This is a genomic window from Defluviimonas aquaemixtae (genome assembly GCF_900302475.1).
In the GTDB taxonomy this organism is placed as follows: Bacteria; Pseudomonadota; Alphaproteobacteria; order Rhodobacterales; family Rhodobacteraceae; genus Albidovulum; species Albidovulum aquaemixtae.
This window is the reverse complement of the sequence record NZ_OMOQ01000003.1, coordinates 97,837-118,347: the sequence shown is the minus strand read 5'-3', so window position 1 is coordinate 118,347 and position 20,511 is coordinate 97,837. Positions and strand designations below refer to the sequence as shown.

The window sequence follows — 20,511 nt, the reverse complement described above, 5'->3', positions numbered from 1 at the left end:
CAATCGTATAACTACACCCGGAACGGTACCTCCGCAAGGGGGATTGCGCTCTGGCGTTCCACCGATTCCGGCGCGCGGCCGACGGCGCGTTCTAGCGGGACGGGTCGAGGATGTCGGTGGAAAGCTGTTCGTCGGCGATGCGGTCAATCTCTTCAAGCGACATGGCGTCGAAATCCATGCCGACGACAAGCTCAGAGATGTCCCCATTTGGGACCTCGGGCACCAGGATCCAGTCCGGCTTTGCGACTCTGGCGACGCCGCAGTCGGTGTTGTCGGAACCGCACTCCGGCAGGCTGCGGGTCTTCAGATCCCAGCGTTTCCCGAAGCGGCGCACGGCGTAGTACATCAGCTTGGCCTGGGTGGCGGAAACGTCACCCGCCCGCATACCGTAGTAGAAAGCGCGGTGGGTGTCCTGCCAAGTGCGCACGCGCGTGCGCACATAGTGGTCGTGAATGACCGAGGCGCGGCGGTACTTGCCCGACCACGGTCCGCCCATCACGCTCCAGAAGGCCGCCGGGATCGACGCGCCGTTTACGCAGGTGCCCGACGGCACCGACCAGTCGATCTGGTTGGGGTCGATGAAGTGGAACTCCTCGACCAGCCGAAAGATGGAGAAAAAGCCGTCTTCGTCGGATGCGAAGCACTCGTCGAGCTGTTCGTCCGAGAGGATGAGTCGCCCGACGAAACGTCCGAATTCATCGGCGCGCACGGGCGTCATCGCGAGAGCGAGGGAGAGTGTCAAACAAATCAGTTTCATAGGCGACGCAGGGTTAAACCCGAATCCCGCAATCAGTTGGTTCAAACCCGGACATCTTACATCGGTGGGACGCCTTCGCAAAGCGCAAGCGCACCTGCCGGTCACGCGGCGCCTAGACGATCACCGCCAGCTCTTCCTGCTCGCCCACGCCAAATACGCGTTTGTAGCGCCTGATCTGGTCGGGCGGCCCCATCGCTTTCAGCGGGTTGTCCGAGAGCTTGACCGTGGGCCGCCCGTTCGCCGCGACCGCCTTGCAGACGATGCTGAACGGGGCCAGCCCGTCGTTCGGCGCGAAGCCCCGGAAATCGTTGGTGAGCAGCGTGCCCCAGCCGAACGAGACCCGCACGCGCCCGGCGAAACGCCTGTGCAGTTCCTCGATCTTGTCGACGTCGAGCCCGTCGGAGAAGATCACGAGCTTGTCGCGCGGGTCCTCGCCGCGCTCCTTCCACCAGCGGATCGCGATTTCCGCGCCTGTGGCGGGATCGCCCGAGTCGATGCGGATGCCGGTCCAGCCGGCCAGCCAGTCGGGCGCGTGCTTGAGGAATCCCTCGGACCCGTAGGTATCGGGCAGGATGATGCGGAGATTGCCCGAATGCTCCTCGTGCCAGTCGGCGAGGACCTTGTAGGGCGCGTCCGACAGTTCCTCGTCGGTATCGGCGAGCGCCGAATAGACCATCGGCAGTTCGTGGGCGTTGGTCCCGATCGCCTCGATGTCGCGCCGCATCGCGATGCGGCAGTTCGAAGTGCCGACGAAGGCTTCGCCCAGCCCTTCGATCATCGCCTGCACGCACCAGTCCTGCCAGAGGAAACTGTGCCGCCGACGGGTCCCGAAATCGGCGATGCGGAGGCCGTCGATCTTCTTCAGCCGCTCGATCTTTTCCCAAAGCCGGGCCATTGCGCGGGCATAGAGGACCTGGAGCTCGAACTTGCCCATCGCGGAGAGCACCGCGCGGGAGCGAAGTTCCATCAGGATGGCGAGGGCCGGGATTTCCCACAGCATCACTTCGGGCCACTTGCCCTCGAAGGTCAGCTCGTACTGATCGCCCTTGCGCTCGAGGTAGTAGGGCGGCAGGCGGAGTGCCTCGAACCATTCCATGAAGGTGTGGCTGAACATCTGGCGCTTGCCGTAGAAAGTGTTGCCCCTGAGCCAGGTGCTTTCGCCGCGCGCGAGCGACAGCGACCGGGCGTGGTCGAGTTGCTCCCTAAGCTCGCCCTCGTCGATGAGCTTGGCGAGCGGGATCGACTTGGTGCGGTTGATAAGGCTGAAGGTCACGGTCGTGTCGGGCCGGTTCCTGAGGACCGACTGGCACATCAGGAGCTTGTAGAAGTCGGTATCGATGAGCGACCGGATGATCGGGTCGATCTTGAAGGCGTGGTTGTAGACGCGTGTGGCGATGTCGACCATTCACGCCTCCAGCCGCACGCCGGCCGCGCGCAACTCGGCCTTCGCCTTCGCGAGCGAGCCGTCGAGGTCGATGGCCCTGCAGGCGTCTTCGAGGACGGTGACGTTGAAGCCGAGCTTCGCGGCGTCGATCGCCGAATAGGCGACGCAGAAATCTGTGGCGAGGCCGACGAGCGTGAGATCGGTCACTCCGCGCGTCCGCAGGTAACCTTCGAGGCCGGTGGGCGTTTCGTGATCATTCTCGAAGAATGCCGAGTAGCTGTCGACGGCGGCGCGGAAGCCCTTGCGGATGATGAGGTCGGCCGGATCAGTCCTGAGGTCGGCATGGAAGGCAGCGCCTTTGCTGCCCTGCACGCAATGGCTGGGCCACAGGACCTGCGCTCCGTAGGACATCTCGGTCACGCTGAACGGCTCGGCGCCTTCGTGGCTCGCGGCGAAGGAGGAATGGTCGGCCGGGTGCCAGTCCTGTGTCAGCACCTTGACGGCGAAACCGTCCATCAGGCCATTCACGCGGGGAATGATCGCGTCGCCCCCGGCGACGGCGAGCGCGCCGCCCGGGCAGAAGTCGTTCTGCACGTCGATCACGATCAGGGCTTCGGTCGTCGGGCGCATCGCGGTTCTCCCTTGGTCCGAGTCTCAGGGGTAAGGAGCGCTCCGCGCCGCGTCAACCTGTGGCCGGCTCGTCGGTGTCGCGGTAGCGGTCGAGATGACGGCGGAGGTCAGTCAGAAGCGGCAGCGCGGCCGCGATCCGGGCCGCGCCGACATCTCCCGACAGGCGGATCATGTCATCGGTGAGCGAGGTCACCGCCCGTCCATGCGCCGCCCGCCCCGCCTCGGTGAGCGTGACGAGCTTGCTGCGGCCATCCTCGGGGTTGGGTGCCATCGCGATCAGCCCGCGCTTTTCCAGCGTGGCGATCGTGTGGGTCATCGTCGTCTTGGGCTGCTGGAAGGCGCGCGCGAGGCGCAGCGGCGACCAGGCGCCGCCGAGCCGGACGAGATGGCTCAGCACGCCGAATTGCGGCAGGCTGAGGCCGTCGGGGTTCTTCGCTTCGAGAAGCGCGCGGGTGAGTTGCGCGATGATCCCGGCTTCGATCAGCAGCGTGAACGCCGCGTGTCCGGGATCATCAGGGATCGCTGTCGGGTCGTCAGGCATCCACGAGCCGCGTCTCCAGCGGCCAGCGGGGTGCCGGCCCTTGTTTCGGGCCATAGCCCAGACGGCCGAGCATCTGCAAGGTTTCTCCGCCCCGGGCGCAAAGCGCGTGGACCTCGGCGCGATGGTCGGCCATTTCGGGATATTCCTGCAAGGCTTGGCTGACCGGCTGCACCGCGAGGCCGAGCGCGGTGGCCTGAAGATGCGCGCGGACCCAGGACCGGCCGGCGGCGATCTGATCCGTCCGCGCATTTCCGGGCGTGGCCAGCCAGAAGAAGGCGGGCGTCGCGGCGAAGGCCGTGCGGAACATGTCGATCGTCTGCGCGAAGGTGCTGCTACCGGGATCCGCCATGGACTCCCGGGTCAGGAGGCCGAGCCGGCCGAGCGCATCCGGCAGCGGCCCGCCGACCGATATGCCGTCGGGGCTGGTCTCGATCTCGGCCTTGCCGATCCGCATCAGCCGAACCGATTCGTGATGCGTGCGCGGCGTCTCGGTCTCGACGATGATCGCGGCGAGCGTGAGGTCGCGCAGGCGCTGGGTGGATTCCGCGTCGCCGGTGCCATCGGCGCGCACGTCATCGGTCGCGGCCCCGAGAATCGCCGCGATGTCGGCCTCGGCGACGGGGCGGGCCATGTCGTAGGGCTTGCGGTTCGTGTGCCGATGCATCACTTGGGCGAAGAGCGGGTCGGGCGCGGCAGGTCCGGTGAAACGGGCATGAGCGACCGGGGCCTTGGGGCCGGTCCCTTCAGGGAAGAGGTTGAGCGCGACTCCGGTCGCCTCCTCGGCGGCGGCTTGCACCATCAGTTCGAGGAAGCAGCCCATGCCGATGGTCAATTGACGGTCGAAGGGATCGGTTTCCGGCAGGTTGCGGGTCGGGTCGCGGAAGAGTGTGAGCCCGTCGGCGCCGTCGAGCCGCGCCACCCAAGGCTGGCGGTTGTGCGGATTGGGCGCGAGGAGCGCGTAGGAGAGCGCCCTGAGTCGCGGGTCGTCGTAGCGGCCGGCGCTGTTCCAGGGGGTGAGCGCCGCGGTCGGCGTCCGGGTGCCGGCATAGAGGCCGGCTGCGCCAGCGGCCAGGATCGTGCCGCCGCCGATCAGGGTCAGGAACTTGCGTCTGGGAATGGACATGGCGGGTCTCCTTTCTCGATGCGACTCACCATATAGTACGACTTCGCACTAATCAAGTGCGAAGTCGTACTAGTTTCGCCGGCGCCCCCGCGCTTGCGCCCGCCGCAGCGCATGGGGTATCGCGCACGGCATGATCACCGTCGCCGCGCTCTACCGGTTCACGCCGTTTCCCGACCCCGCAGTCCTGCGCGGGCCGCTGCTATCGGTTTGCGAGGATGCGGGCGTGAAGGGGACGCTGCTGCTTGCCCGAGAAGGAGTCAACGGCACGATCGCGGGCCCGCGGGCGGGAATCGACGCGGTGCTGGCGCATATCCGCGCCCTGCCCGGCTGCGCCGGGCTCGACTGGAAAGAAAGCACCGCCACGGAGATGCCCTTCGGCCGCATGAAGGTACGGCTGAAGCGCGAGATCGTGACGATGGGAGAGCCGGATGTCGATCCGACGGGGGGCGCCGGCCATTACGTCGAACCGGCCGACTGGAACGAATTGATCAGCGCGCGAGATGTCGTGGTGATCGATACAAGGAACGACTACGAGGTGGCGATCGGCACGTTCGAAGGCGCGGTCGATCCGGGAACGAAGTCGTTCCGCGAGTTTCCCGGTTGGTGGCGTGAGAACGCGGCCCGGTTCGGCAACAAGCGCGTGGCGATGTTCTGCACCGGCGGCATCCGCTGCGAGAAATCGACGAACTTCCTTCTGAAGCACGGGGTGAAGGAGGTCTTCCATCTCAAGGGCGGCATCCTGAAGTATCTCGAAGAGGTGCCCGAGCGCGAAAGCCTCTGGCACGGCGCCTGCTTCGTCTTCGACCAACGCGTGAGCGTCGGTCACGGGCTGACGTCCGGCGGGCACGCGATGTGCCATGCCTGCCGGCGCCCGCTGACCGACGCCGACCGCGCGCATCCGGCCTATGAGGAAGGTGTGTGCTGCCCAGCCTGCGCGGATGAATATTCCGACGCCCAGCGCGCCCGCTTCCGCGAGAGGCAGCGCCAGATGGAGCTGGCCGCGCGGCGCGGGATGGCGCATCTCGGCCCTCGCGACGACCGGAACTAGACGCCGAGATAGGCGGCGAGCCGCGCGAAGCGCCTCGGCGCCACCCGGCTCCAGTCGTAGTTCATCACGGCGGCCCGGGCACGGACACCATGATCGCGGCGCAGCTCCTCGGAGGCGGCGAAGGCGGCGATCAGGTCCGAGAACGTCCCGGTCTCGGCGGGATCGATGATCGTGATCGCGTCGGTTTCATCCCCGATCCGACCGGCGCCCATCCGCGATGCGATGACGGGAAGACCGTGCCCCGCGGCCTCGTAGGTGACGATCGGATCGCCCTCTTCTATCGATGGCAGCAGCGCGACATCCGCAGCGCGGTACTCGGAGGCAACATCAAGGCTGAAGCCCGCGCAGGAAACGTCGGGGCGGTCGAGAACGTCCGCGAAGAGGCGGCGGATCGCAGGCTCGATCTTTCCGACGATGCGCAGGCTGGTGTCCGGCGGCGCATGGCGCCAGGCCCGGAGAAGATGGTGCATGCCCTTGCGCACCCCGGCGGTGCCCACGAACAGGAAGCGCACCGGGGCGCCGTCGGCGCGCGGCGGCCGTTCGGCAAGCCGCGCTGGAACGTGGCAGCCGTAGCTCGTCGGGATGAACCGGCGTTCGAGCGGCGTCCCGGTCAGGGCGTTCTCCGTCGCCGGGCTCGGCGCGAAGATCGCCGAACACAGCGCGTGACGGCGATCCTGCTCGGCGATGCGCGCCTCGGTGATCGCGTGGCCGGGGCTGATGCCAAGATCGGCATAGGCCGCGTCGAGGATCTGCCTGGCGACGGCCATGCGCGTGTTGACAGCCTCGCTCACGATCGTCACGCCCCGCGCGGCGAGGGCTTCATATATCTCGATTGGACAGAACGGCCAAAGATAGGCAACGTCGCCTGCCTCCAACCGCCCGAGGTAGTCGCGGTGAAGCCGTCGCAGCGCCGGTTCGCGCATAAGGCCGAAGGGCAGCCTGCGAAACGCGGCCGGCACCGACCTGCGCACCCCGAGCGCGCGCGGCCGTTCGCCGTGAAAGAACGCGGTGTGAAGGTCGGTCTGCACGCCCGCCTCGGCCGCGGCTGCGAGCAGCGACCGGCAGGTCATGCCAACGCCCACGCTGGCGCAGGGCATGCTCATCAGCGCGCGTATCCGCGGTAGCCGCGCGAGGGTGGCCGGCAGGTCCACCGGCCCGTCGATCGCGGCCATCCTAAGCAGCGGCTGAAGAATACTCACTCACACACCCATTCCATCACTCGCAGCGGAATCATCGGACTGGTTTCCGGACGCCACGCTATCCTGACATGCGGCGGGCGGCGGGGCGATCACAGCTTTGCCGAAGCGATCGGTTCGATCAACAAAGCCGTCGTATGGTGGACAATAACCACAGCGGGCCTGGATTGGTCGCAAGAGGGAACCGCATTGCGACCTCGCGCACCGCGAGTCAAGTCGCTGTGGATATGCGTTGCGCTAGCGTCGGCGGGACCGGCTCGGCGTGCTGTCCGACGATTGTGGAAACCGGGTGAAGGACGGGCCGTCTGACCGCGAGGGGCCGCTTTGCGGCGCAGGCGGTTCAATTTCGTTATCCACGGTTTCCGGGTCGCCGCCCGACGCCCGGTCGCCACCTGCATCGGTCAAGACGGCAGACCGGTCCGCTTGTGAGCGCGATTCGAGCTGCTGCGTCCAGACAGTCCTGCGCCGCTTTGGCCGCCCCCCCGCGACGCGGTCCGGTTCAGATGAGACCGACGCGAGCCAGAGTCCGCTGCCGAGCATGAAGAACACGAACGAATAGATGGCGGTCCAGATATGCACCGTGGACAGCGTGAAGCTCAGCCCGACAAAGGTGAACATCCATGCCAATTTGAGGTTGGCCAGCGTCGTTCCCGGTGTGAACTGGCGACGCCCCACACGGATGATCGCGTCGGCATAGCCGAGCGCGAGCAGTAGGAAGCCTGGGATGCCGTTGCGTATCGCGATGACGAGCCAGAAGTTGTCGATTGTCCCGGTTTTCATGTAGGAGGGGCGTATCCAAGGGCGAAAGCCGAGCCCGAATATCGGATTGTCCCAGACGTTTCTCATGCCCCAATCGAAGATGATGCTGCGATAATAGGCGGTATGCGCCGAGAAGGTCGCATAGCTCATCATGACCTTGAGCGGTGTCCGGTTGGACAGGATGTCGATCGTGACATACATCGCGACGAACAAACCGACGAGCAGTAGCCATCTGCGCCGCATGTTCCGGAAAATCCGATCCCATGTGATCAGCCCGATTTGCAGCATGGCGGCCAGCAGGGCGCCGCTCGACAGGGACAGGAAAATGCCAAGGCCAATCGCCATGCAGGCGACGATCCGCCCGACGAGGCTCATCGAGTTCCGAAGACCGACATATGTCAGCGACAGTGCGACCGAGCAGAACAGGCCGAAATGGATCGGGTGGGCGAAAACCGCCTGGACACGATGCAGGCTCATCCGCATCGGGATGTCGACCTGCGTGACCGTGGTCAGTACCGGCAAGCGTTCGATCACGGCGGGAATGACGGCCGTCCCGCTGCGCGTCTCCAGTATGGCGAAGGGCAGAAGCAGAACGACAAGGGCCAGAACGACCCTTATCAAGCCGATGAAATCCGAGGCCGTTCGTATATAGGCGCGCGCGAGAACGTAGCCGCCGATGAACTCGATTCCCGTCGACCCGATGGATTCGATAGCCCGGTTGGGATTGTTGACCAGAAGCGATATGGCGGCCCACACGACGTGCAGGAAGAACAGCCAGTCAATCGGATACCGCCTACCGTATTGACCGCTAATCAAACCGACCGTGAGCGGAATGATGACGACGAGCAAAAGCAATCGGACACTGGTCATTGCGATGCTGCCGATGTCGAAACCCAAAGGCATAACGATCGTGAGCAGGTACAACATCACCAGGGGATGCAGTCGGGCGACGTCACTCCCAAGCGTCTTGAGCGCCGTGCCGGCAGCGCTGGAGTGCCGGACGTCAGTTACCGATTCAACCAAACCAGGTCTCCAACTCGTCAAGCGAGGTGCTTGACCTACAGCCTATAGTATACCGCATCGCTTTCGACGAGCATGAATCGGCGGAGAAGTGGGCTGCGAGCTACCGGGCAACCCGATAGCCATGCCGCGGAACCGCCGGCATCAACTCGCCCAGGCAGCGCGCCATTTCAGGATGAACGGACCCGGCGGACCGCGCACCGCAGCGGCCCAGCTCGCTTGCCGGTGACGGGCGGCGCGGCCTAACTGGGCCTTTCGGCAGCGAGCGCCCCAAGCGCGCGGGCGGCAACGCAGGTCGGTGCGGTGATATTCCGAGCGGGCACATGCCGCCACGGTGCGCGCGCGCTGTCCCTGCCCCTGGCCGAGGCGCCGCCGCCCGGGGCGGCGACAGCCACCGGACGAGCGCCGCTGCGTATTCGGCTCCGGTCGGTCGGCAGCGCGGCGCTGGTCCCCGCAAGACGGGAACACCATATGATATCGCTCTCTGCCATCTCTGTCGTCCAGCGCCAACGCGGCGACGGGTCCGCGCCGCCCCCACCCACCGGCAGCGTCACGCTCGCCTCCTTCTCCGCAGACCGCGCGATCTTCGACAGCGGCGCGGGGATCGGGCAGGCGCAAGCCACGATCCCGCTGTCCGGCACCGGGACCGCGGGCGAGGTCGTCCAGGCACGGGCCGTCTCGCTCGACGACGGCGGAGCGACGACGACGGCCTGGGCCGATGTGGCGACGGCGGATGCGGGTGGTGCCTGGTCGGGCACGATCACCGCGCCGCGCTCCGCGTCTTGGTTCCGGCCCGAAGTGCGGCTCAGGTCCCAGCCGGGTGTAGCCGCTCAAGGCGCTGCGCGCTTCGGCGTCGGTCATGTCATCGCGATCTGGGGACAATCCGGACCGGACCGCATCCTGTCCTCTTTCTACGACAACTCGACACCCCCCACCGTCGCCGATCCCGAGGCGGTGCAGATCTTCCACGGCGCCGCCGTGACGCCGCAACGCCATCACATCACCGATGCGCAGCCCATGACCGCCGCCGCGGCAGCCATGGCGGAGACTCTGATCGCCGCGCGGCCGGGCGAGAAATTCGCGGTGATCTTTCACACCGTGCCGGGCACCGATCCGCGCGCGCTCGTCAACGACGCCGATGGCAGCCGCGACTGGGCCGCGGACAAGGCGCTGCACGACTTCGCCACCGCCGACGGCCAGCAGGTCGGCCTCGCCGCGATGGCGTGGTTCGCCTCGCCCGGCAACCTTGGCGCGGATTACGGCGAGGCGCTGTTCCCGCTGTTCTCCGCCAAGCGCACCGATGGTACGCCGGTCGCCTTCCCGGCCACGATCAGCTACGGATCGGGCCAGAGCTATGCCGCCGATCACTGGTTCGGCGAGCTTTACGATTACAGCCACACCCGCTGGGTGCCCTACGGCCCGCCGCGCTACGACATCACCGCGGATATGCGCGATGCCACGCACATTTTGGGCGGCGGACAGGATTTCCGGCTGGCCGACAAGCAATCCGCGCGCGAAAGCTGGCGCGCGATGCTCGCGGTGCCGGATGCGACCATGTTCCTGCCGCTGGGGCTTGAGCCGCTCACCTATGTCAACGGCATCGACGACGGCGCGGGCGGCTGGGCCGACAACGCTCACCCGAATGGGAACTCGCCCGACGGCACGCAGGCGCTCGCACGCCTCACGGTCCACGCCATCCTGCAGTCGGCGGGGCTGACTTCGTGGATGGTGCCAGAGTTCGATCAGTGCCTGTGGGAGCCGACAGGCGCCTGGGTCGAGGTCTGGTCCTCCGCCGGTCCGATCACGACGACGCGGCTCGCGCGCAGCGAAACGGCGCTCGGCGCCACGCTTCCGCACTGGACCGAAGTCATGGGCTTCCAGATCAACGGCCTGCCGGCCGAGACAACGCAGATCGTGAACGGACGCGCCCGCATCCTGCCCAATAGCGGCGTCTTTTCCTACGCCGACGCGATCCAGTTCGGCGAGGGCGGTTCGACCGGCATGATCGCCCATCCCGACGATTTCTTCGCGGAAACCTGGAAGAACCTGCCCATCGTCGATCTCGGCCTCGCCGGTCTTGACGGCGCGCCCGTCCGGCCGCTGGCTGATGCTTCCGTGCTTGCCAACACGCTGCCGGCCCCCGCACAGCCCTTCAAGACCTCGGCTTCGGGGCCCTATTTCCTAAACCCCGCGAACGTGCCCGCCGGGACCTCGGCGATCACCTATGCGGCGAAGGTGAAGTTCGCCGCGCTGCCCGGGGCGACATCGATCCTGTTCGCGCAGGCAAGTACAGGCTTCGACGTTGAACTGACGAGCTTCGGTCACCTGCGCCTGACGATCGAGGACGGAACGGGCGCAAAGATGCTGAGTGCGCATGTCGTGTCTTTGGGACTCGCGACCGGCGTCTGGTATGAATTCGTCGTCTCGGCCGACCAGATCGCGCAAGTGGCGAGGGTCAAGATCAATGGCACGCTCGTTGCCACCGTGCCCTTCACCGGGACGTCGAATGGCGTGTTCCAGAGCAGCAGGGCGCTAAGCTTCCTTGCCCGCAACAATGGTCTGCTGCAATTCGAGGGCGACGTGGAGTACCTGCGCGCCTGGCACAGCGCGACGCAGACGGGGGCGGTGCCCGGCACGGTCCCGGACAAGGAGATCCTCGGACCCGCTTCGGTCTGCAATGCCGATGCCTGGAAGCTCGGCGCGGACGCGACCTGAGCGTCACCGTGACCTAGCGCCCGGCCGCCCCGGTTCGGCGGCCGGAATCGTTCGGCCGATGAACCCGGCACTAGCGCGCATCGGCTGCCGGCCGAACTTTTCCGCGCTTCGCGACACACAGAGAAGACCCGCCACGCATGACGCGGCGGGTCTGAATGTCGTCTCGTGGTCTGCTGGAGCGGTTGGCGACCCTACCAGAGCGCGACGATTCCCGTCGCGGTCGTACCGGTCGCATCGACGCCTGCCGCCCGTATCGGCAGGACCGTGCCGCCCGGCACGCCGGAGAACAGGACCGTCTGTCCCCCGGCGAGCCGCAGAGACACGTCGCCGGACTGGCCGATGTAAAGCGCACGGGGCAGCACCGGCAGATCGAGCGCATCGTCGGGCGCGACGGGCGCGGCGTCGCGTGCTGGCGCGGTGAGGCTGGTCGGGTAGTCGGAGAACTTGTCCATGTCTGTCTTCCTGATCGCTCGCGGCGCGCTCCCGGTCCGGACCGGGCGGAGCGGCGCTGTTTGATGGCCATTGCGGGGCCCCTGCTGAAATGCCGGCGCCCGGACACCGATCTATTGCGCGGCGGAATTAACATCGCCGCAAGCGACCGCGCGCTCGGCACTGTTTCCATGTCTCTGATCGCGAAAATCCGCTTAACGCCGCGTTAATCGGCGGAATTGTGCCGGGCTGATTAACAAAGGCCTTACATTTCCCGCTCAATTGCCTTCCTGAGACACAGACGCACTGCATTTGTGCCCAATATTTGCCACGTTGTCCCGCATTGTTCGTGGCGGGGACACACTCGCGGAACGTAAGGAAGGACAATATGGGACTAGTCCGCACATTCATGATCTGCGGTATCAGTACGGCCGTTTCACTCACGGCCGCAGAGGCTAAGGATTTCTATCTGAAACCGACGCAGTCGGGGCAGGTTGCAGGAACGCCACTCGCAGCGATCTCGCTTCAGGCAAACAACAACTCGGGAACCACGAGAACGAGGAGCTATTATAGGAATAGATGGCTCGCCAGGCAGCGTGCCAGAAATGGGGGCGGCGAAGAGGGCACGACCAGCTCGGGTCAGACCACCAGCCCGACGCCGAGCTCCACCCCGGCCCAAAGCACGGAGCAGCTGAAAGGCAGCACCGACAGCGGGACGAGCGGCGGCGCCAAGTTCGTGAGCGCGCCCAAGACGGGAGGCGATGGTGGCACCACGACCACGCCAACGACCACCCCGTCGCCAACGCCCACTCCCACGCCTGCACCGGCGCCAATGCCGTCGCCTACTCCAACGCCTACTCCGACGCCCGCGCCGGCACCGGGCCAGTCGACGAACCCGCCGGCAGCCGGGCAGACCTTCGCCAACTTCAACGCGCTCGCGCAGTCGGGCCAGCTTTCCGGCGGCGACCGGGTCTTCCTGTTGGACGGCTATCACGGCCCACTGTCCGTGACCGATCTCAAGGTTTCTTCGCCGATCACGATCGCCACGATGCCGGGCGAGACGGCGCATGTCGATTCCATAACCGTGAGAAACTCGAGCAACTTCGTCTTCAAGGATCTCAAGGTCTGGGCGACCTCGCCCAACGCCGGCACCGGCGCGCTGGTCCGTAGCTATGCCACCTCCAGCAATCTGGCGTTCATCGATCTCGACGTGCGCTCTGTCGCCAACGCCGGGAACTATGCGCAGTGGACAGGGACCGACTGGAAAAACAACCAGCGGATCGGCTTTCAGGTCGAAGGCAACGCCAACACGGTCGCCCGCAACCGCGTGACCGGGCTCTTTCACGGCATCCTGGCACTGGGTGCGAACGCCCTCGTCGAGGAAAACATCGTGGACGGCTTCGGCGGCGACGGAATGCGCGCCCTCGGCGACAACTCGGTCGTGCGGCGCAACAAGGTCCAGAACTGCTTCCAGTGGAACTCCAATCACGCCGATGCTTTCCAGTCGTTCTCTCGCGGGGCCAACGGCAAGACGGGCACGGGCGTCGTCAAGAACCTGACCATCGAAGGCAACAAGTTCTTCGAATGGACGCTGGCCAGCACCAACCCGCTGCGCTGCAAGCTTCAGGGCATCGGCATGTTCGACGGCATGTTCGACGGCATTACGATCCGCAACAACGTCATCTCGTCGCGCGCCTATCACGGCATCACGATCGCAGGTGCGTTGAACACGAAAGTTGTCAACAACACCGTTGTCAACTCCGGCGGAACTGCGCCCGGCTATCCGTGGATCCGCATCGCGGCACACAAGAACGGCACCACGTCGCAGAACACCACCGTTGCCAACAACATGGCTTCCGGAATCAAGGTCAATCCTGACACTACTCGGAAGATCGTGGAGACCAACAACTTCGTCGTGAAGAACGCTGCGGCAGAGTTTGTTTCCCCGGGGCAGCACAACTTCGCGCTCCAGTCCAGTTCGAAAGGCGTCGATGCCGGGGCTCCCGGCCTCGCTCCGACGGTCGACATCGCCGGAGCGAAGCGGCCGAAGGGCAAGGCCCCGGATGCGGGCGCCTACGAAAGCTTCTAGGCCCGACATGAGACCGCAGATGCCCCCGCCCTTCCGGCGGGGGCATTTGCTTTTGTCGCTCAGGCCGTGCCGCCGAATGCCTGGCGCAGCATCCACCAGGCGCGCAGGAGCCTGAGCCGGATCAGCATTCCGGCCCCGCGGAGCCGCTCACCGATGCCCGAGAGCTTCGGGCTGAACATCAGCTTCGGCAGATGCGCAAGACCGCTGAAGGCCATCGCGACCGCCCTGATCCCCCAGCGCGCCCGCCCGCCAGCGCCCGGGTGGCTCTGCCGGTCGAGCTCATACATCTCGCGCGTGATCCGGCGCCACTTCCCGACCAGGGCGGGCCAGTCCGACCGCGTCGGATGCGCCACCCGCATGCCTTCGTCGAGCGCCAGGCGGTAGCCCTTGTCTCTCGCGCGGAAGCACCATTCAGCATCCTCTGAGAGCCCGTGGATGAAGGGACCGACATCCTCGAACACCGCGCGAGAGGTGACCAGATTGGCGGTGACGGAAAAGCCCTTCCGCTCGACATAGTCGCGGTAGTTGAAGGCAAAGACCGTCTCGAACGCCTCGGCGCCTGACCGGGGCGGCGGAGTTTCGTCGAACACGTCGATGGCGCCGCCGATGATGTCGGCCGTGCCCGCGGCGCGGCGCGCGGCATCAAGCCAGTCGGGCGCCGGGACGCAGTCCGCGTCAAGAAAGAAGATCGACGGCGCGGTGCTCTCCCTCACGCCCCGATTGCGCGCGCGCGCCGCGCCGCGCCCCTCTTCGTGAACGAAGCGCACCTCGGGAAAGTCTGCCATCAGGCCGTTGAGCGTCTCGGTTGAGCCATTGTCGACTACGACCACCTCGACCCCGTCCCGATCGGACTGCGAAAGGGCCGTCAGGCAGCGACGCAGCCGCGCAGCGTCGTTGTAATGCGGGATGATGACGACGTGATCTGCGGCCATGACTCGGATGCTCCCTGTCACGCCACGAATCTCAGGACCCGGGCCGCTTGTCCAGCGGCTCGACGGTTGCTCCGGAAACAACCGGCCATCTCTCTTTTCACTGTTCTCCAATCGGACCCAATTTCCGGGCCGAAGGGCGCGCCCAATACTCGATTTCTGGGCGACACTGTTGCCCACCACGCAACCGAAACAACCGGCGGTTGCGGCTCAGGTAGCTTTCGAGAAAAAGGAGAAAATAGGGCGAAATCGTGGTTGAAATGGCGCGAAATCTGGTGGAATCTTGGCATGGGTAATAATATTGGCTGTTCTGGGTTCGAAGGGGTAACAATGCTTGGTATGAGATGGTGCGCCGGCGCTATTGCCGGTCTGTTCATGGCCGTCGGCGCGTCCGCGGCGAACGCTTATGTAATCGACTTCACAAGTGCCTCCACCGGCACGTCCGGCTCGCTCTTCCAAGGCGCGATCACCTGGACGATGACGGCGAGCGGCACCCTGAACAACTCGCAGGCATTCGACGGGAACTCCGTGCCATCAACGGGCCTCGCCTACGAAACAGACGGCTACGGCGTAGGTCTCCGCGATGATGAGATCACGACCCGGCCGATGTCGCAGGAATGGATCACGGTGACGTTCAGCGCCCCAGTGCTGATCGACGCGGTCTACTTCCTCGACCTCTTCGTGTCACCGGACGGATCGTCAAGAGAGGTCGGCCAGGCCTCGGTGAATGGCGGCAACCCGAACATCTGGCTCACGGCGACGGACATCGCCGGCACGGGCGCGGCCGGCAGCGTGGCGGCGAACTTCGCACCGATCTGGGCGACAACGATCACGTTCACGGTGCTCAGCACGAACGACAGCTTCGGCTACGCCGACGGCGCACTTGCCGGTATCGGCATCGCGGCGGTCCCGGTACCGGCCGCAGGGCTGATGCTGCTGGGCGGGCTTGGCGGCCTTGCCGCGCTTCGTCGCCGGCGCCGCGCGACAACCTGAGCACGCCTACTCCTTCGATAATGGAAAGGCCGGGCACCTGACCGGCCTTTTTTCTTGGTGATGCCGCCAACCCGCGCTGGACCGACATGGGCGGGCAACGCGATCGCGCGTGGGCGGACGGGCCAGCGAGGCATAGATCGACAACGTCCGCGAGGTTTTGGCTGGGCCGCTGGCGAAGTTGATCCACATCTTTGGAAGCACCGACGATGCGGCACGATTTCTGGTCGAGTTCCTCGCCCATCCCGAACACGATGATACGAGTACGGTCACAACATATTGGGGGGTTCGGGCTCAGGCGCGGAGGAGTGAGCCACGCGCCACGCCGATTGCCTGACAGCCAGTTTGCGCTCAGCGCGGACTAATCCGGCTTTTTCATTGCAGCGACTATCCGGCAGGCCGCTGCACGCCGGTTTTCAGGCGTAAGAACTGTAGGTGTAGCCGACTGATTCATCGGCGTAGCGGCACTTGTTCAGCACCAGGCCCAGCACGTTGGTCAGTTGCGCAAGCTCTTTCTCGCAGACGTCGATATTCGGCAGCGTCGTGCTTTCGGCGGCCGCGACAAGCAGCGCGCAGTCGACGTTGCCGAGGAAGCCGACATTGTCGTCGCTGGCCAGCATAGGCGACATGTCGAACAGCATGATGTCCGGCTGCCAGCGCCGCTCGATCTCATCAAGAACGGTACGCGTCGCTGTACTTTGCAAAAGCTCCGCCGGATGCCGGCTCGCGGCCTTGTTCATCGCGATGATCAGATTGTCGCCGATCCGCATCGCCGCCTGCTCGAAGGCCACATCGCCGTCGAGCACGTCATGAAAAGAATGCGTCGGCGTCTGGCCAAGCTGCCGATGAAGCCCCGGGCGGCGCAGATCGAGGTCGATCAGCATGACCTTCAGGTCTTTCTGGCGCGACAGGCTCAGTGCCAGATTGAGCGCGATCGTCGTCTTGCCGCAAGCCGCGCCGGGCGATGTAATGGCGAGCCGGCTCCAGCCCTTGTCCTTCATGATCCGGATCGTGCGCGACCGAAGCATGTCGTAGGGCGTCGCATCCTTGCCGCCCGAAAGCGCCGTGATTCGGCTGCTGCGTGCCTTGCCGGGCGACAGCGCGATCTCGGGCAGCGCAGCCCAGACGATAACCGGCTCGGCGCCGCGGGGCATCGCGACCCGATCGCCCGTGCCGTCCGGTGGGCCGAGCGCCGACTTGCGCATCTCGCGCGCCTTGGCCAATGCCGCTTCGAGTTTCTCCATCGTGTCGACTACCTCTGAACGCGCTTGTCTTGTTCCATCACAGCTGGATTCCGAGCTTGGCCGCAACCTTGCTGACGATGATGTCCAGCGGCTGATAATAAACGTGCACCGCGTAGATCATCGCCGGAATCCCCGCGACAGCCACAAGAAGCATCAGCGCGAACCCGGTCCGGCGCATCATCACCTCGGACGGCGTGCGCATGTAGGGGATCGTCGCGATCGGCGTTATCCCAAAGGCGCTGATAAGGTCCTTGGGCCGGCGGACCGATCGGTTGAGGAACTCAAGAAGTGCTATGAAGGCGACGCCGAGGAACGCCCCCGCGAAGACGCCACCTCCCGCGATCAATATCCGGTTGGGCTTCGATGGCCGCTCGGGCACCGTGGCGGCATCGACCAGCGACAGTCGCTCGCCCTTCGAGCGGACCTCGATCTGCTCGCCTGCCGCAGCCTGGGACAGCCGGGCCACGGCAGTGTTGTACTGCTGCTGGATGTTCGAATAGTCGCGGTTGAGTGCATCGAGCGCGACCTGATTGGCCGGTGTCCGAGAGATCGAATCCTGCAGTTCATCAAGCTGCTCCAGCACGCGTACGCGCTCTTCCTCCAGCAGCGCGATGCGCGTATCGAGATCGGCGAGCTGAACGTCGAGCATTGATGCCGCCGGGTCGGCCGCCGAGTCGGCCGGCAACTGTGCGCGGACAACCTCCTCCAACTGCTGAATCTGGAGCTGCAGCATCTTCACCTTCGGGTTCTCCGGCGTGAAGACGGCGAGCATCCCGTTAAGCTGCGTGCGCAACTGGTCGAGCTGGCGCGCCTCCGGCGTCTGGTTGGCGGCCGGCGCTGTCGGATTGACCTGCCCGGTCGACTCGAAGATTGCGATCATCCGCGCCTTCTGATCCTTGAGCGCGGCTATGTCGCGCTCGATCGTGGCGAGCCGGTCCTGCAGCAATTTCTGCTGGCCGAGACGGAAATTCAGCGTGTTGGGAAGCGCATCGGAATTCTTGTTCTGGAAATCGAGTATCTTGCTGCTGATCACGTCCAGTTCACTCGAGAGCCGCTTGACCTCCTGATTGAAGAACTCGAGCGTGCCTTCCGCGCTCGATTGTCGTTGCTCCGCGTCGAACTGAAGCAGCACCGTGACGTACTCGTTGACCACAGCTGCGGCGGTGGGACCCGTCTCGGCCTCGAACTGGACCGACATAAGCGTCGCCTGCCCGCGCCCGGCGTTCTTCACGATCCGGGTATTGTCGCGCATCGACTGGACGATGCCGTCCGGCGACATCTTGTCGATCTCCTCGAAGACCCTCAGCCGTTGCGCGATGTCCAGAAGGTTGGTGCGCGTCATCAAAGCGCTTTCAAGTTTCTGCAGCCGCTCCAGCGCCGCCATCTGCACATTCGGCGCGGCCAACTGGCCGGGGATCTGCGGCGATTCCACGATCATCAGCGAGTTCGCCGTATAGACCGCGGGCAAAAGGAAGGCGGCAGCGATGGCAGCCGCCGAGACCAGTGCGAAGATGACAATGAAATAGTGGATCCGCCGCAGGAAGACCGCGAAGTAGAAAGACAGGTCCAGGTTCATTTCAGTTTCTCATCTTCCGCCGCGATCTGAGCCGCGAAGAACACGCCGTCATCCAGCACCGATTGCACAACATTCTCATCGACATGGTGATTGTCCATGCTCCACGCATAAAGCAAGGCCATATCGCAAAGTTGATTGACGAGCCGGGGAACGCCATAGGTCACGCGGAAGATCATCCGCGCCGCCGGACCCGTCACTTCCTCGCCGGTTCCGCCTGCCGCCCGGAGGCGATATGCGATCAGTTCCACCACCGCCTTCTCGTCAAGCGGCAACAGGTGAAAGCTAGCCGCGATGCGCTGCGCAAGCTGGCGCAGCGACGGATCGAGCACCATCTCCCTCAACTCAGGCTGACCCACCAGGACCAGCTGGATGACTTCGTCCTTGCCAGAGTTGATGTTGGTCAGCATCCGCAGTTCTTCAAGGCTTTCGGGCGACAGGTTTTGCGCCTCGTCGAAGATCAGAACAACGCGGCGTCCAGCGGCGTATTCCTCGATCAGATAGTCCTGTAGCTTCTGGAACAGTCGGACATAGCCCTCGTTGGGATCGAAGACGACGCCAAGTGAATTCAGCACCCACTGGATCAGTTCTCCCCGTCCACCTTGAGCGTTCGAGATGAGCCCGACCGTGACCTTCGAGCCGAACTGACGCAGCAACTCGCGCAACAATGTCGTTTTGCCGCAGCCGACGCCCCCGGTGACCAGCGTGATCGGCGCGCGGCTGAGGATCCCGAATTCGAGCACGGAGTAGGCACGCCGATGCTGCGCCGACCAGAACAGGAAATCCGGGTCCGGAACGAGCGTGAAAGGGCGCTCGCGGAACCCGAAGAAGTCCATGTAGAAGCCGACGTTGCTGCTGTCGTCCGTGTTGGTCTCCACGACCTTGTTCATCCGCAATCCACTTAATCCACCCGATCGGTCGGCACCTTCCGGGCTACGATACATACTCCGTGCCTTCCCGACCTACGCCGGGGAGATGCACATATAACTTCGGCAACTTAATGGCATAGTCCTAACTGTTTTGGGATTGCAAGGCCACCGCGTCTTCCCTGCAACCCTACCCTACCCTGCCTTCGAATCGAAGTCTCGTGCCCGCGCCAATTCAGCGGGCACCGCGGCCCAATTGCGACAGGGCCCCACAATGTTTCGCCCGCAGAAACAGAATTTCACGCATAGGGCGAACGACCCGGCGAGTGTTCGCTCAGTCGAGCGGAATCCCGCGATGATCTCGGACAATTCGGTGTTCCTTAAGGAAACTTTCGTTTCGCCGCCTATCTGAAGATGATAAGAATACGTGTCGGCGCGCGGTAGCGCGGCGTGGCGGTAATGGTGTGGATTCTTCAGGTGCCATATTGGCGCTTGAATGTGTTGGGTGGTGCCGGTGGAGCCCATGGATGACGCTTCAACTTAATGATCTTTCCGAAGACTATGGTATGGCGAGTGCTCCAGTCGGCCTAGTGGAAGTGCGCAAACGGTCTGGCATTTACAGAAATGTATTCAAGCGGTTGTTCGATCTGGCGGTGGTTCTGATTTCGAGCGTCGTCGTTGCGCCTCTCATCGGTTTCCTCGCGCTTCTGGTCGCGCTCGATGGCTCCGCGCCGTTCTACTTGAACGACCGCGTCGGCCGCCGCGGAAAGACCTTTCGGATGTTGAAGCTGCGCACGATGGTGCCGAACGCAGACCGGCTGCTCGAGGACTACCTGTCGCACAATGCCGAAGCGCTGCTCGAATGGAACAGCACCCAGAAGCTCAAATCTGATCCGAGGATCACGCGGGTCGGCCGATTTCTGCGCAAATCGTCCCTCGATGAGCTCCCTCAGCTCTGGAACGTGTTCGTGGGCGACATGTCCCTTGTGGGTCCGCGCCCGATGATGCCAAGCCAGCGCGCCCTCTATTCTGGCATGGCCTATTACGCGCTTCGGCCGGGGATCACCGGTCCCTGGCAGGTCTCGGACCGCAATGAAAGTGAATTCTCGAAGCGCGCCGAACACGACACTCGCTATGACGAAACGCTGTCATTGACGACGGACCTGAAACTGCTGATGGCGACGATTCGCGTCGTTCTCAGGGGCACGGGCTATTGAA

At 64.7% G+C, this 20,511-nt stretch carries 17 protein-coding genes; 5 read left to right on the top strand and 12 right to left on the bottom strand.

Annotation, left to right across the window (positions count from 1 at the left end; translation table 11 throughout):
- Nucleotides 1–91 precede the first annotated feature (91 nt).
- From DEA8626_RS15595 to DEA8626_RS15575, 5 genes are all read right to left on the bottom strand, one after another.
- Nucleotides 92–742: a DUF1353 domain-containing protein gene (locus DEA8626_RS15595; protein WP_181366478.1), complete on the bottom strand. Its 651-nt coding sequence runs from the start codon at nucleotides 740–742 to the stop codon at nucleotides 92–94.
- Between the two features lie 127 nt (nucleotides 743–869).
- The gene (gene pncB / locus DEA8626_RS15590) at nucleotides 870–2,162 is read right to left on the bottom strand and encodes a nicotinate phosphoribosyltransferase (RefSeq protein WP_108854171.1); all 1,293 of its coding nucleotides are present in this window, start codon (nucleotides 2,160–2,162) and stop codon (nucleotides 870–872) included.
- The gene (pncA, locus tag DEA8626_RS15585) at nucleotides 2,163–2,771 is read right to left on the bottom strand and encodes a bifunctional nicotinamidase/pyrazinamidase (protein WP_108854170.1); all 609 of its coding nucleotides are present in this window, start codon (nucleotides 2,769–2,771) and stop codon (nucleotides 2,163–2,165) included.
- A gap of 52 nt (nucleotides 2,772–2,823) precedes the next feature.
- The gene (locus tag DEA8626_RS15580) at nucleotides 2,824–3,312 is read right to left on the bottom strand and encodes a MarR family winged helix-turn-helix transcriptional regulator (RefSeq protein ID WP_108854169.1); all 489 of its coding nucleotides are present in this window, start codon (nucleotides 3,310–3,312) and stop codon (nucleotides 2,824–2,826) included.
- On the bottom strand, nucleotides 3,305–4,435 hold the full coding sequence (locus DEA8626_RS15575; protein WP_181366477.1) for an Acg family FMN-binding oxidoreductase: 1,131 nt from the start codon (nucleotides 4,433–4,435) through the stop codon (nucleotides 3,305–3,307). The genes DEA8626_RS15580 and DEA8626_RS15575 overlap by 8 nt, the downstream gene beginning before the upstream one ends.
- A 130-nt stretch (nucleotides 4,436–4,565) precedes the next feature.
- On the opposite strand from DEA8626_RS15575, the gene trhO reads away from it, so the two are divergent.
- Entirely contained in the window at nucleotides 4,566–5,483 is a 918-nt protein-coding gene (gene trhO / locus DEA8626_RS15570; protein WP_108854168.1) for an oxygen-dependent tRNA uridine(34) hydroxylase TrhO, read from the top strand.
- Here the strand turns inward: trhO and DEA8626_RS15565 are convergent.
- Both DEA8626_RS15565 and DEA8626_RS15560 read right to left on the bottom strand, forming a co-directional pair.
- Nucleotides 5,480–6,682 carry a glycosyltransferase family 4 protein gene (locus tag DEA8626_RS15565; RefSeq protein ID WP_146188887.1) on the bottom strand — a complete coding sequence of 401 codons (1,203 nt, stop codon included), beginning with the start codon at nucleotides 6,680–6,682 and terminating at the stop codon, nucleotides 5,480–5,482. The genes trhO and DEA8626_RS15565 overlap by 4 nt on opposite strands.
- Nucleotides 6,683–6,916: 234 nt before the next feature.
- On the bottom strand, nucleotides 6,917–8,461 hold the full coding sequence (locus DEA8626_RS15560; protein ID WP_108854166.1) for an O-antigen ligase family protein: 1,545 nt from the start codon (nucleotides 8,459–8,461) through the stop codon (nucleotides 6,917–6,919).
- A 468-nt stretch (nucleotides 8,462–8,929) separates the two neighbouring features.
- Between DEA8626_RS15560 and DEA8626_RS15555 the strand changes: the two genes are divergently transcribed.
- Nucleotides 8,930–11,173 (top strand): LamG-like jellyroll fold domain-containing protein, encoded by a 2,244-nt coding sequence (locus tag DEA8626_RS15555; RefSeq protein ID WP_108854165.1) that lies wholly within the window; start codon nucleotides 8,930–8,932, stop codon nucleotides 11,171–11,173.
- A 191-nt stretch (nucleotides 11,174–11,364) separates the two neighbouring features.
- Here DEA8626_RS15555 and DEA8626_RS15550 read toward each other — a convergent pair whose 3' ends face one another.
- Nucleotides 11,365–11,625 carry a spike base protein, RCAP_Rcc01079 family gene (locus tag DEA8626_RS15550; protein WP_108854164.1) on the bottom strand — a complete coding sequence of 87 codons (261 nt, stop codon included), beginning with the start codon at nucleotides 11,623–11,625 and terminating at the stop codon, nucleotides 11,365–11,367.
- Nucleotides 11,626–12,011: 386 nt separating this feature from the next.
- Between DEA8626_RS15550 and DEA8626_RS15545 the strand changes: the two genes are divergently transcribed.
- Entirely contained in the window at nucleotides 12,012–13,691 is a 1,680-nt protein-coding gene (locus tag DEA8626_RS15545; protein WP_181366476.1) for a right-handed parallel beta-helix repeat-containing protein, read from the top strand.
- 59 nt (nucleotides 13,692–13,750) lie between these two features.
- Here DEA8626_RS15545 and DEA8626_RS15540 read toward each other — a convergent pair whose 3' ends face one another.
- Nucleotides 13,751–14,623 carry a glycosyltransferase family 2 protein gene (locus tag DEA8626_RS15540; protein WP_108854162.1) on the bottom strand — a complete coding sequence of 291 codons (873 nt, stop codon included), beginning with the start codon at nucleotides 14,621–14,623 and terminating at the stop codon, nucleotides 13,751–13,753.
- A 327-nt stretch (nucleotides 14,624–14,950) separates the two neighbouring features.
- On the opposite strand from DEA8626_RS15540, the gene DEA8626_RS21100 reads away from it, so the two are divergent.
- Entirely contained in the window at nucleotides 14,951–15,613 is a 663-nt protein-coding gene (locus DEA8626_RS21100) for a VPLPA-CTERM sorting domain-containing protein (RefSeq protein ID WP_181366475.1), read from the top strand.
- 413 nt (nucleotides 15,614–16,026) lie between these two features.
- Here DEA8626_RS21100 and DEA8626_RS15530 read toward each other — a convergent pair whose 3' ends face one another.
- Genes DEA8626_RS15530 through DEA8626_RS15520 form a run of 3 tightly spaced genes read right to left on the bottom strand, consistent with a single transcriptional unit; the run spans nucleotide 16,027 to nucleotide 19,317 of the window.
- Complete coding sequence (locus tag DEA8626_RS15530; protein ID WP_108854160.1) at nucleotides 16,027–16,854, bottom strand: CpsD/CapB family tyrosine-protein kinase; 828 nt, start codon at nucleotides 16,852–16,854, stop codon at nucleotides 16,027–16,029.
- Nucleotides 16,855–16,891: 37 nt separating this feature from the next.
- Nucleotides 16,892–18,430, bottom strand: a complete 1,539-nt coding sequence (locus DEA8626_RS15525) for a GumC family protein (RefSeq protein ID WP_108854159.1) — start codon at nucleotides 18,428–18,430, stop codon at nucleotides 16,892–16,894.
- Nucleotides 18,427–19,317: an ExeA family protein gene (locus DEA8626_RS15520; RefSeq protein ID WP_108854158.1), complete on the bottom strand. Its 891-nt coding sequence runs from the start codon at nucleotides 19,315–19,317 to the stop codon at nucleotides 18,427–18,429. The genes DEA8626_RS15525 and DEA8626_RS15520 overlap by 4 nt, the downstream gene beginning before the upstream one ends.
- Nucleotides 19,318–19,820: 503 nt before the next feature.
- Here DEA8626_RS15520 and DEA8626_RS15515 point away from each other — a divergent pair.
- Nucleotides 19,821–20,510: a sugar transferase gene (locus DEA8626_RS15515; protein ID WP_108854157.1), complete on the top strand. Its 690-nt coding sequence runs from the start codon at nucleotides 19,821–19,823 to the stop codon at nucleotides 20,508–20,510.
- Nucleotide 20,511: the final 1 nt, after the last annotated feature.

Coding starts and splice junctions, on each gene's coding strand:
- DEA8626_RS15575 (WP_181366477.1), bottom strand. CDS start 4,435: ATGTCCATTCCCAGACGCAAGTTCCTGACCCTGATCGGCGGCGGCACG.
- DEA8626_RS15530 (WP_108854160.1), bottom strand. CDS start 16,854: ATGGAGAAACTCGAAGCGGCATTGGCCAAGGCGCGCGAGATGCGCAAG.
- pncB (WP_108854171.1), bottom strand. CDS start 2,162: ATGGTCGACATCGCCACACGCGTCTACAACCACGCCTTCAAGATCGAC.
- DEA8626_RS15580 (WP_108854169.1), bottom strand. CDS start 3,312: ATGCCTGACGACCCGACAGCGATCCCTGATGATCCCGGACACGCGGCG.
- DEA8626_RS15540 (WP_108854162.1), bottom strand. CDS start 14,623: ATGGCCGCAGATCACGTCGTCATCATCCCGCATTACAACGACGCTGCG.
- DEA8626_RS21100 (WP_181366475.1), top strand. CDS start 14,951: ATGCTTGGTATGAGATGGTGCGCCGGCGCTATTGCCGGTCTGTTCATG.
- DEA8626_RS15525 (WP_108854159.1), bottom strand. CDS start 18,430: ATGAACCTGGACCTGTCTTTCTACTTCGCGGTCTTCCTGCGGCGGATC.
- pncA (WP_108854170.1), bottom strand. CDS start 2,771: ATGCGCCCGACGACCGAAGCCCTGATCGTGATCGACGTGCAGAACGAC.
- DEA8626_RS15545 (WP_181366476.1), top strand. CDS start 12,012: ATGATCTGCGGTATCAGTACGGCCGTTTCACTCACGGCCGCAGAGGCT.
- DEA8626_RS15520 (WP_108854158.1), bottom strand. CDS start 19,317: ATGAACAAGGTCGTGGAGACCAACACGGACGACAGCAGCAACGTCGGC.
- DEA8626_RS15515 (WP_108854157.1), top strand. CDS start 19,821: ATGACGCTTCAACTTAATGATCTTTCCGAAGACTATGGTATGGCGAGT.
- DEA8626_RS15550 (WP_108854164.1), bottom strand. CDS start 11,625: ATGGACAAGTTCTCCGACTACCCGACCAGCCTCACCGCGCCAGCACGC.
- DEA8626_RS15555 (WP_108854165.1), top strand. CDS start 8,930: ATGATATCGCTCTCTGCCATCTCTGTCGTCCAGCGCCAACGCGGCGAC.
- trhO (WP_108854168.1), top strand. CDS start 4,566: ATGATCACCGTCGCCGCGCTCTACCGGTTCACGCCGTTTCCCGACCCC.